Genomic DNA, 11,012 nt, shown 5'->3' with positions numbered 1-11,012 from the left:
GCTCCCCCGCTCCCCTGCTCCCCTGCTCCCCTGCGACGTATTTGCATCAAGATTAAAGTAAAACAATTAGTGTCTTTTGTGGTTCTTTAATTTTTCCCACAAAGGTACAAAGTATTTTAAACTCAGCCAATGAATTTGCAAATCAACAATTAAGCAAGCATTGGATGAGACTTGATTATATGTTTTTTACTGTGGGACAAAGTTTTTAATATCACTTCTTCAGCCACAGCTTTCACAACATTAATACTCACAGAATTTCCTAGTTGATAATAAGCCTTATCATCATTTGGATGAAGTATAAAGCTATCAGGAAAACCTTGCAATCTTGCTGCTTCGCGGGGAGTTAATCGCCGCACTCTTTGATTATGATAAACACCTAATCTATTGGCATCACTAGCAACCAACGTTACCGAAATTTTATTTGGATCGACAAACTTATAAACTTCAAATGAAAAATTGCCAGATACAGGTTTATATTTACCGTTAACTAGTTTGAGATATTTTTTAGTAACTAATGAATTCAAGATTTCTTCCAGATGGGGATAATCGCAAAAACTAGCTATCTGTTCCTGAGTTAATAATTTACCATCTTGTTCATAACCAAATACTTTATTTCGCCTTTTTAAGATGAAATTATTCATCAATACGATTTCTTCTTTACTACATTCTCCACGCAATCCTAATTCCCAAGAATGAATAGAGTTCCCTCCACGATAATCAATAAGTCTCACACCATGTAAACGAGTTAAATCATGATTAAATATTCGACTTAAAGCTTGAATAAATTCTGGTGAACAATCATATTTTTTATCAGGATTATCTTCCAAAATATCGGCAACAGTTACAGTCTTTTGAAGTGGAGAAAACAAAGATAGCTGCTGGGGATTATAAGAATGAGAATCTTTTGGCCCCACGTCAGAAATTAAATCAAATGTGGGAGTAGCATTTAAAATTCCTACTAGATAAATTCTGACGCGATTTTGCGGTAAATCAAAATTAGCACTGTTGAGTAAAAAAGTATTAAAGCTGTAACCTATTTTTTGGATTTCGTGTTTAATTGTTGCCAGGGTTCTTCCTTTATCATGGCTGTAAAGACCACGGACATTTTCAAAAATAAAAGCTTGTGGTTTATATGTATCTAATAATCGAGTAATTTCAAAAAATAATGTGCCTCTAGTATCACCAAAACCTTCTTTTTTACCAGCATGAGAAAAGGATTGACAGGGAAATCCAGCTAATAAAATTTCATGTTCTGGTAGTTTATCTATCAGTCTAATGTCGCCTAAAGGTGTGTGACCGAAGTTTTTCGTGTAAACTAATTGAGCATCTTTATTAATTTCACTACTTAAAACACATTCAGTTTGTAGATTTAAATATTGAGCAGCCTGTTCAAAAGCTAATCTAATTCCTCCTATCCCGGAAAATAAATCAACAAACCGAATTTTATGCATAGATGTAAAGTTAAAATTAGTAAAAAGTAATTCGGCGCTAGCAAATTACTTTTTACTGAAAAATACAGATAAAATTTCCTGATACTCCCATCAATCAAAGTTTTCGTGGTGTTATTAGACAGAAAACTTGGTAATTTGCTGAGACTATTGCTGATTTGCTTGAACTCTTGCTTGCTTTACCATTGCAATCAAAGTTTGGTGAGCATCTTCTGCATCAGCTAAAATATGATCAAACTGAATACGAACTGGTACAGTTTCACCATTTACTTGTGCTGTTAAATCCATTCCGTCAGAGTCAATTGACAGCATTTGTGCTGCTGTTGCATTTGTGACACCACCAAAAGCTTTGGCATAAAGAACTACTGCATCAGTATGATCCTCATTCATGTGGTTACAGATGCGGGAGCTAATTTCGGGAGAGAAGTTTTCAGACATTGTTTATCCAAGTACAATACGGCAACTGCCTAAATTCTAAGCTAAAGCGTATTCAGGCAGCATAAGTACTCTTAATGATTGTTGACTGATGACTGATAACTGTTTACTGATGATTGTTGAGTCAAGTGAAAAATTATCAACTTTTTTTTACATTTCTTTCTTGGAAATTAGACAGCTTAAACTGTAGCAGAAGTAGTGAGCCAAATTATTCTAGCTAAGAGCCGATGAGCGAATCTAGCCAGCGTCGAATTGTTATTGGGGATGTGCATGGTCACTATGAAGGTCTAATGATATTGTTGGAGGCGATCGCCCCAGCATCAGACGATCAAGTCTATTTTCTGGGAGACTTAATTGATCGTGGCCCTCATAGCTCACATGTAGTTAATTTTGTTAAACGAAATAATTATGCCTGTCTGCTGGGAAATCATGAGCAGATGTTAATCAACATTCTCACAAATGAGAGCATTCCCAAGCCAGCGATGCAAGCATGGCTGTACAGTGGTGGGCAAGCAACCATAGCCAGTTACCAACAAGCCCCCATTCCCGACGAACATTTAGATTGGTTTAGGACGCTGCCTACATATATCGATTTAGGAGATATTTGGTTAACTCATGCTGGCGTTCATCCTTCCATACCTTTAGCAGAACAAACCGCTGAGCAATTTTGCTGGATCAGAGATGAATTTCACAGCATTCAACAGCCATACTTTCGTGATAAACTAATTATTATTGGCCATACCATAACTTTTACCCTACCTGGTGTGACTCCTGGTAAACTCGCACAAGGGCAAGGGTGGCTAGATATAGACACTGGTGCTTACCATCCCCGGAGTGGTTGGTTGACTGGATTAGACATTACAAATAATCGGATTTATCAAGTCAACGTTTTTAATAAATGCCTCCGCACCCTGCCTTTAAAAGAAGGGGTAATGAATGTTGAACCATCCCAAGTCAGTGATCGCCGCCATAAGCGAGCATAAATCGCTCTGGGGATGGCGTTTGATAATTGACTGTTGACTTTCCACAGTATAGCAAAGTGCTGAGGAGCCACTGCGGTGAGGCAGTACGGTGAGTCCAGTGCGGTCTTGGGCTTTGCCCAAGTGGAGCAACTGGCGTTAGCGTAGCGTTAGCAACGCAGGAGCGTCACCCGAAGGGTCTTGGGGTCTCCCCAAGTGGAGTAACTGCCGTTAGCAAGAGCGTTAGCGAGGTACGAGCGTCACCCGAAGGGTCTTGGGGTTTCCCCCTTCGGGTTCGTGAGTTCGCCATCGACGCAAAGCGCCAAGACAGCGACTCACTCACCAAGTGGAGCATGTGGCGTTGCTGAGTGGAAACCCAGTTGCTTATTGGCTAGTAGCAATCAAAATTGTCCTAACACATCTGGCTACGGCTATAATATTAAAACTACAGTAATTCTCGAATGCTAGCTCTATAAGCAGCATTATCCAATCCATATTGCCCACTGCTAGGTTGGGCTTTAATGGAACGTTGTAAAGCAGCAATGCGATCGCTTGTGCCAGGGTGAGTACTCAAAAATGTTGGAGTAGAACTTTTCCCCAGCAGCTTTTTCATAAATGAAACCATTGCAGACTGGGAATAACCAGTACGCGTCAAAGTTCTCAATCCTCTTTGATCCGCCTCATATTCGTTTTGACGGCTGCGAGGTAAATCTCGCGCTAACTGCACACCAATATTCACCGCAGTATTTCGGTCTAACCCAGCTGCTGATAATAAACCACTTTCCAGCGCTTTTTGCTGCATTTGTTTGACTACGTGTTTTCCACCAATATGACCGATTTCATGGGCGATAACACTGGCTAGTTCCGCTTCATTGTCTGCGGCTTTAATCAAACCCGTGTTGACATAAACATAGCCTCCCAGAGTCGCAAAAGCATTAATAGACTTATCCTCAACTACCTGAAAAGTATAAGGTAAGTTGGGGCGATCGCTATTTACTGCCAAGCGCCGACCAATTTGTTGTACATAGCGATTAATCTCAGGATCGTGATTCAGTCGAACATCACTACTGACCAATTCCTGATTAATCCGCTTACCTAGATCAACTTCCTGGTTAGGAGATATATTAGAAAGCTGAAGTACTTGAACGCCCTGTAACAAAAAAGGTATTAAATCTAGAGCTTTTCCTGGCTGGGGTGTAGTTAAGCACAAACTCAAAGCAACTACCAGCGAAATAAACGGATAAAACCAGCGAGGCCGCCATACACGGTAATTAGCAATCAAGACTTTGGGATTCATCATAGTCAGGTCTGGGAATAATTTTGCAAGAACACTAAAATTATGGGACGAATTTAAGGCTTGCTGAGTTGCATTTCCAACACAAAATTGCTTAGGAGTTAGGAGTTAGGAGTTAAGAGTTAGGAGTTAGGAGTTAATATATTGAATTCATTCTCCTTATCTCCCCATCTCCCCCATCCCCCCATCCCCCCATTTCCCAACTCGTGATAGACTGTCGCATGACCGCAACACCCAGCCGCATATCGTTCTTACTCATAGGGAAAATTGCTGTGTCTATCATAAACCTTGTTGCTACAATCAATTATTCCGCTTGTATTTGGGAAAAGTTTTTATGGCTATTTTAGATTCCAAGGGTCGCTTGTTCGGTAAAATTAACATTCTTGATTTCGGTGCTGTGCTGGTAATTCTGCTAGTTATATTTAGCATCTTTGTTTTTCCAGGCACCACTGGTTCTGTTGCCCAAGTTGGTAGTAAAACAGTACCCATCGAGGTGGATTTAGTAGTTCGTGGTTTGAATGTACGCGACCCTGAACGATTATTTGACAAAGGATTCACAAAAGGCGGTAAAACTAATGTGATTATCCGCAATCAACCCTATGGCCAGATTGGGATTAAATCTATTCAAGTGCTACCTAGAAAAATAAATGTTTCCCAACCCGATGGTTCGGTTAAAGAATTGCCTGATCCCAAAACTAACAACTTTAGTACAGATATGCTGTTGACTTTAGAAGGCAAAGCTCAAGTCAATGAAAGCGGCCCAGTTTTAGGTAATAGCAAAGTCAAAATTGGTATGCCATTTGAGTTAGAAGGATTCAACTATAACTTTAATGCAACTGTCATCGATGTTAGAGTGAAAGACAAATAGTATTACTATATGTTTCGCTAATAGCTTCCCCCATAGCCTCTTGGCTATGGGGGACTATAGCGCTTACTGCTTAAGTGCAATTCTGTTGCTACTCAAGCCTTTTGATCACCTAACTAGCTTCAATAAATCCCTTTATTGTCTCAACAGAAATGCTAACAACAGGGTGATTGAATATTGCTTTTAATGTCTCTATACCACCTGCTTTTAGAGCTCTAAGTAGCCGTTGCTTAAGAGTTAGATTTGCCTTGATTTCCTCTTTGATAGCTTCAGTTGCTACTGCTTCATTTCGAGTAATGGCAGACTCAGCTAGTTGCTCTACAAATGGCTGAATTTCTGCCCTGAGTTCAGCTTTTAGTTTAGCAATATCTATTGATTCAGAAACTTTGATTGTACCAGCTTCTATTTTAGAAGAATCAGTTACATCTTTATCAATAGACACAGACACATTATTTTTTGTTGGTTCTGTACCCAGGACAGTATCGATTTTTCCACCTCTGACTTTTGATTTATTGACGCTACCACCAATATTCACAGATGCATCATTTTCATTCGCCATAATTTTTCCCTCATTTGTATACTGTATTTAAACTTATAAAAGACTATCTTTGTTCATCCTCTTGGTTAGAAGATTCATCAGAGTAAGAGTTATGAATTTCTGAACTTTCTTCTTGACTCTGTTCAACGACTTGTTCAGTTTCAATACTGGCTCCCAGAATTTCACTGTTATGCACATCACCATCAATATTGGTTGACCCATCAATTAAATCATTACCCGCATTTTTGGCATTAGCTGTAGCATAAGTATTTAATATGAATTGTGCGCCTTCTTTGGAAAGATTAGATATAACAGCAACAGCTGACTTATCACCACTTACTATACTCAAAAAAGAGTTTTTGTCAATTTGAATTTCACCATCTCCTTTGGGACTCCAATCAATGCAGTCAATAAAGCAACTCGTTTGATAAACTTTATTATTCTGAGCTTGTTTATCACTTTCATTTGTAACTATAACTATATTTAAATTGAGTCCACCCCTTTGAGTGTGAAAGAATTTAGCAGAGTTGAGATGACATTTATCTAAGTTAAGTAGTGTTAAATCTGCATATCTGAAATCTGCTCCGGTTAAATTACTTTCAATGAAGTAACTACTTGTTAAACTAGCATTGTAGAAATTCGCTTTAACTAAATCTGATTTTTCTATTTTAGTCTCTATCATTCTTGCACGATGAAGCTTGACTTCGCTAAGGTTACATTGATCGAAAATACTAAAAGAAAGATTGGTATCAGAAATATCTGCTGATTTTAGTGTTTTACCATTAAATGTTGTTCTAATAAACTTACAATTATAAAGTTTTGCTTTTAACAAATAAGCTCCTTCAAAATCTGTATCTTGAATAATGTTATTACTAATATCTATATAATTCATTAATGCACTATCAAACTTACAATTATTGATATTTCCCTTACTAGTAACTATCCCATTTGTAGCTAATAGTGGTTTTGTGCCAATACGACAAGTAATTGATTCTGCTATATTTATATTTTGTTTATGAGATTTATCAGATTGTGTTCCGTAAGTAGTAAATACAGATTTAGTAAATATTGTTCCTTGAAGTGTACAATCATAAATTTTACAAGCTACAAATTGTACTTCTGTAAAATTTGTTAGTGATAGATTGGAATTTTCCAAATTACTGCAAATTTTGGCTTTTATAAATCTGGACTTAGTTAAATCACAGTCTTCAAAAATAAGTATTTCATTATTTTGTATTCTTGACTTATTATAAACAACCCGACAATTGTCAAAAACAGATTCTTTCAATCTTACTTTTTTAAACTCGACTTTTGAAAATAGACAATTAGTAAAATTTGCTCTTTCAAGGTTTGAATTGATAAATTTTACATCGTTAAAATGAGAATTATTAAAATCAGCTTCTATAAGATCAGATTTAAGAAATGCCACATTGTATAATCGGATTCCAGAAAAGTTTACTTTGTCTAAAATCCGAAGTTCTGAAAATTCAACATTTGCTACCCTTATACCAAATTCCCTACATTTTTTTAAAAAAATTATTGGATCATTCTTACTTAAGTCTGTTTGATTTACCTCGGCTCTAAAGGTTAGAGTAAGAAAACCATTATTGATTAGTATTTTATCTGTACCTTTTAATATACCTACAGTCTTTTCTAGAGAAATGGAAATTTCAGGATCACTGTACTGATTGAACTCGAAGCCGTCTAGTTTAGACCAAGAGATATTCATGAAAAACCAGTATCTTGAAATCGGTATTGCTGGCAATGGTGTAAAAGGTACTATCAACACCTGAGGTTTATTGATATCTCCATAAACCATTACATTGCAAATGCAACCTTTATGCTCATAGCTGATATCAAATGCTTCAGGGGCAGTAATGTTTCTCTCTCTGGGCCCAATATCAAAACTTATTTTCATAACTAATTAGCTTACCCATCCATCTTGCTATTGATTGCATCTTTGATTCGCTCTAATACTACTGACTGATTACTCATGACTTCTTGAACAGCAAACTTTAAAACACAATACCCATTGATCTGGTCACTAACCAATTTACTCTCAAAATCACTCTCAGCTTGTGCGTTCCATTTCTCACCACTTTTTCTGTATCCTTCATCTCGGCAATAGACAATAACACCATAGTTTTCAAAATCTATTATTAAACATTGTGCTAATTCCTTATTTGGTGCATAATTTCTTACATTATTAGGTACAGGTAACTCCTGTTGTTCGACTATTGTTCTTAATGAATTTAAAAAGTTAATACCAACTGGAGATAAATCAGACGGGAGTTCTAAGTCTTTCCACAATAAATTAGAATAGCGATATGTTGGTATTTCTACAAATTTAATTTTCCCATTTTCGCTGGAACTGATCTCAAGTGAAGGAAATTTTAAATCTTTGATAGATTCGTCAAGACCAGCGAAATCCTCAAACATCTTTTTACCCTGAACAATTAACTCTTTAATGGGTTTACTAACTTTAACAAAGCTAGTTTTTAGTTGACTTGTCGAATCTGCATAGTTTTTATAAGCGCTGATTTTTCGTTCTAGTTCTTGTCTTTTCTGTTCTAGTTCTTGTATTTTTTGAACCTGTTCTGCTTCCAGCAACTTCAGTTGCTTGAATTCTTCTTGGTCTTTGATGTGTTGGAATTGTAAATTTTCTTTTTCATTTTTTATCTTTTCTAGCTCTTTCTTTGTCTGTTCAGCTTCTTTAATAGCTGCTTCATACTCTTCATTTAATCTAACTTGTTCCGCATTTTTGTAGAATGGTCTAGGGTTTACACCATATATAATTATTGTTTGTAATTCCTCACGTACAGTTATATATTTTTTATAAGCAGCAACTATACCTTTGCTTAGATAAAAAGCAAAATTGGAAGATATAGCTGCTACAATAAAAGCGATAGCTGGAATAAATGGGTCTGGATCTTTTGTATTTTGATTTCCTGTTAATACTGCTTGGAATGTTAGTAATACATCTCCTGGTAATATTATCCAAACTATCGGTGAAAATTTCTTACCAAATAAAGATATTTTTATTTTTTGACCAATAAGTTCTGATTCATCTAGTAGCGTACTTATAGGTAAAGCAGCTGTTACAAGTATACTTAGTACAACTTTAATTGGAAATATTAGTATTTTATCACTATCGGACAGGGCTAGTCTCTCTTCAAAAGAGTATTCCAATATTGCAAATTGTCCGAAACCTAAAAAAAATAAAACGATTAATAATATTGAAAATATTATTAGTTGGCGTGTTTTTTCCTTTTCATACCACTTCTCAAGTTGTTTACGATACTTTGGATTTTCAATGTAGTTTTGGTACTCTTTTTCAATCTCTTGTCTGCCCGATTCATTTAATGTCATATTTACTCCTGAAGAGATTTGAAAAAATATGTTGAATTTAACTATCAATTAAAAAAATCTTTAGGAATTTCGCAAGCAGGATAATCAGGTGTATCCAAATAAGTTTTTTCGTATTTTTCTTTGATCATTGGTTCCAAGTCATGTTCCAAATAAACACCATTTATATCGCTAATTTTTGATAACTCTCCTGCTACATTACGATCAACTTGTTTACCTTCTTGAAAAGCATCATTGGCATTTAGTCTGCCTTTTTCTTTTTGTCTTAATAAACTTTTTAATATTGGATATTCTTTGTTAAACTTGAAATTACTTATCAATCCAACTTTTGATGTCTCTGTATTCCGAACATAACGTTCAAGAGTTATACCCACTCCTGCTTCCTTTATTTCAAGTGGCAGAGAAATCAAAAAAATAACACTTTTAATATTGGGATCACGAATTTGAATATTTCTATCCATACTCAAATGCAAAACTTGCTGTTTATTATCATTAGACCATTTCCAAGCAAGACAAGTATCTTTATTGGAATAAATAAACCCATTAGCATATTCATCTACACGAGTAATATAAAAATTACTATTATTACTGGAAAAAATCACAAAGTTAGTAATTCTTGGTGTATAAATACTACTAGTTAATAATTTGTTGTGCTTTTCTATTTTTAGATTGACATTAACAGGCAATCTCAACACTAATTTTTGAGGAGAGCAGCTTTTGCTTCCAAATACGCGATTGTATATAGAATCATTTAGTTGCACACTTTCTTTCTGAGGATATTGATTTTTAATTTCACATTCCTGCTTACAAGATGTTAGTGTTAAACTAGCCAGCATAACAGTTGTAATAATTAGTAATAATTGATTAAAATTTTTCATGTGCAACTGTGTTATTCTATATATTTAAATCTACAAAATAATTGCTATTTGTTTATAATTACGGCTGTAGTAATCGCTTTAATTCACATCTTGCACTCTTGCACTGGAGTCACAGCTACACGAGACTTGACCGCTCATAGCAGGTTAAAAACTTTGGTTTTCCGTTAGTCTGTGCAGGCCGACTTCGTTTGTATAGGCAAGCCACTGCGTTCGGTCGCCAGACAGCCGTGCATGTGACATGCGATTTCTAATCCCTAGGACTAGGTGCAAGATGAGCGCCCAAGGGGTGCGTTTTACGCTCCGGTAACATACGAAAGAAACACATTCAAATAAAAAACCTCAAATCCTTACTGGATATGGGTTACAAAATGTATTTCGTGAAATTTAAGCTACCTAGTAGGTGTATCGCCTGAAATGCTGACTAATAGGTTGTTTTGTGATGTCATTGTCTTTAGCTGAAATGTCTGCATGGCAATACTTCTAAAAAAATTTTTGGTTTACTGAACTTAACTACCAATTCTCCCCGCTGTATTCCAGATATTTACCAAACTTTGTTTTAAAAGGAAGCACCGAGGATTATCGAGCTAGCCATGCATTACCAGTCAATAACTACACCATATCCAGGGATAATGGGAAGCGATCGCACTTACCCATTTTTTTGAATCTTCTTACTCAACCGCACGAAAACCTTTTTGGGCAACGAGTAGTAGCGCGACCGGGCTAAAATAGTGCATTAGATGTAGCAGAAACAGACAAAGAAAATGGGACGTGGACGAACAAACAAGATTCGCTTAAGTGCAGAACAAAGACAACACTTGGAAGCGCTCAGCCGTAATGGTCATGCACCAGTGAAAAAAATTCTGCACGCACGTGTACTGATCATGTCGGATGAGGGTGAATATGGGCAGCAACGCTGGAATGACCAGCAGATAGGGGCAGCACTAGGATTACATCGTAATAGCGTTGCCCGCATCCGCTCATCATTTTTAGAGCAAGGAGAACAAGCAGCCCTCAACCGCAAGCCGCGTCAGACACCACCCGTGCCACAGAAATTAGATGGAGAAAAACAGGCGCATCTGATAGCTATATGCTGTTCACCACCGCCGGATGGTAGGACTCGTTGGACGATGAAGTTATTAGTAGACGAACTCAAAGCGCGAAGTATCGTCACGCAAATAGGTCGTGAGACTGTGCGATGTACACTCAAAAAAACGAATTGCGCCCGTGGA

10 protein-coding genes are annotated in these 11,012 nt (G+C 36.6%); 3 read left to right on the top strand and 7 right to left on the bottom strand.

The features are described from left to right. Window positions 1-149: 149 nt before the first annotated feature. Together dcm and I8748_RS34310 are read right to left on the bottom strand one after the other, a co-directional pair. The gene (gene dcm / locus I8748_RS34315; protein ID WP_198128944.1) at window positions 150-1,451 is read right to left on the bottom strand and encodes a DNA (cytosine-5-)-methyltransferase; all 1,302 of its coding nucleotides are present in this window, start codon (window positions 1,449-1,451) and stop codon (window positions 150-152) included. A 144-nt stretch (window positions 1,452-1,595) separates the two neighbouring features. Further along, window positions 1,596-1,886 (bottom strand): DUF2470 domain-containing protein, encoded by a 291-nt coding sequence (locus I8748_RS34310; protein WP_198128943.1) that lies wholly within the window; start codon window positions 1,884-1,886, stop codon window positions 1,596-1,598. A 224-nt stretch (window positions 1,887-2,110) separates the two neighbouring features. Between I8748_RS34310 and I8748_RS34305 the strand changes: the two genes are divergently transcribed. Further along, complete coding sequence (locus I8748_RS34305; protein ID WP_198128942.1) at window positions 2,111-2,866, top strand: metallophosphoesterase family protein; 756 nt, start codon at window positions 2,111-2,113, stop codon at window positions 2,864-2,866. 421 nt (window positions 2,867-3,287) lie between these two features. Here I8748_RS34305 and I8748_RS34300 read toward each other — a convergent pair whose 3' ends face one another. Next, a complete protein-coding gene (locus tag I8748_RS34300; RefSeq protein ID WP_198128941.1) occupies window positions 3,288-4,142 on the bottom strand; it encodes a M48 family metallopeptidase in 855 nt (284 codons plus the stop codon). A 328-nt stretch (window positions 4,143-4,470) separates the two neighbouring features. On the opposite strand from I8748_RS34300, the gene I8748_RS34295 reads away from it, so the two are divergent. Further along, the gene (locus tag I8748_RS34295; protein WP_198128940.1) at window positions 4,471-5,004 is read left to right on the top strand and encodes a DUF4330 domain-containing protein; all 534 of its coding nucleotides are present in this window, start codon (window positions 4,471-4,473) and stop codon (window positions 5,002-5,004) included. A gap of 109 nt (window positions 5,005-5,113) precedes the next feature. On the opposite strand, the gene I8748_RS34290 is transcribed toward I8748_RS34295, so the two are convergent. From I8748_RS34290 to I8748_RS34275, 4 genes are read right to left on the bottom strand one after another with little or no spacing between them, the layout of a single operon-like run. Beyond that, the gene (locus tag I8748_RS34290) at window positions 5,114-5,560 is read right to left on the bottom strand and encodes a hypothetical protein (protein ID WP_198128939.1); all 447 of its coding nucleotides are present in this window, start codon (window positions 5,558-5,560) and stop codon (window positions 5,114-5,116) included. A 43-nt stretch (window positions 5,561-5,603) separates the two neighbouring features. Then, a complete protein-coding gene (locus I8748_RS34285; protein ID WP_198128938.1) occupies window positions 5,604-7,457 on the bottom strand; it encodes a pentapeptide repeat-containing protein in 1,854 nt (617 codons plus the stop codon). Between the two features lie 11 nt (window positions 7,458-7,468). Further along, window positions 7,469-8,908 carry a hypothetical protein gene (locus I8748_RS34280; RefSeq protein WP_198128937.1) on the bottom strand — a complete coding sequence of 480 codons (1,440 nt, stop codon included), beginning with the start codon at window positions 8,906-8,908 and terminating at the stop codon, window positions 7,469-7,471. Window positions 8,909-8,952: 44 nt separating this feature from the next. Beyond that, window positions 8,953-9,783 carry a hypothetical protein gene (locus I8748_RS34275; RefSeq protein ID WP_198128936.1) on the bottom strand — a complete coding sequence of 277 codons (831 nt, stop codon included), beginning with the start codon at window positions 9,781-9,783 and terminating at the stop codon, window positions 8,953-8,955. A 761-nt stretch (window positions 9,784-10,544) separates the two neighbouring features. Between I8748_RS34275 and I8748_RS34270 the strand changes: the two genes are divergently transcribed. Further along, the coding region (locus I8748_RS34270) for a helix-turn-helix domain-containing protein (protein ID WP_198128935.1) at window positions 10,545-11,012 on the top strand (468 nt) is incomplete at its 3' end.

Source organism: Amazonocrinis nigriterrae CENA67, assembly GCF_016056305.1.
GTDB classification, from domain to species: Bacteria; Cyanobacteriota; Cyanobacteriia; order Cyanobacteriales; family Nostocaceae; genus Amazonocrinis; species Amazonocrinis nigriterrae.
The sequence above is the reverse complement of the archived record's forward strand: the minus strand, read 5'-3'. Positions and strand labels throughout refer to the sequence as shown.

Coding starts and splice junctions, on each gene's coding strand:
- I8748_RS34275 (WP_198128936.1), bottom strand. CDS start 9,783: ATGAAAAATTTTAATCAATTATTACTAATTATTACAACTGTTATGCTG.
- I8748_RS34300 (WP_198128941.1), bottom strand. CDS start 4,142: ATGATGAATCCCAAAGTCTTGATTGCTAATTACCGTGTATGGCGGCCT.
- I8748_RS34285 (WP_198128938.1), bottom strand. CDS start 7,457: ATGAAAATAAGTTTTGATATTGGGCCCAGAGAGAGAAACATTACTGCC.
- I8748_RS34280 (WP_198128937.1), bottom strand. CDS start 8,908: ATGACATTAAATGAATCGGGCAGACAAGAGATTGAAAAAGAGTACCAA.
- dcm (WP_198128944.1), bottom strand. CDS start 1,451: ATGCATAAAATTCGGTTTGTTGATTTATTTTCCGGGATAGGAGGAATT.
- I8748_RS34290 (WP_198128939.1), bottom strand. CDS start 5,560: ATGGCGAATGAAAATGATGCATCTGTGAATATTGGTGGTAGCGTCAAT.
- I8748_RS34295 (WP_198128940.1), top strand. CDS start 4,471: ATGGCTATTTTAGATTCCAAGGGTCGCTTGTTCGGTAAAATTAACATT.
- I8748_RS34310 (WP_198128943.1), bottom strand. CDS start 1,886: ATGTCTGAAAACTTCTCTCCCGAAATTAGCTCCCGCATCTGTAACCAC.
- I8748_RS34305 (WP_198128942.1), top strand. CDS start 2,111: ATGAGCGAATCTAGCCAGCGTCGAATTGTTATTGGGGATGTGCATGGT.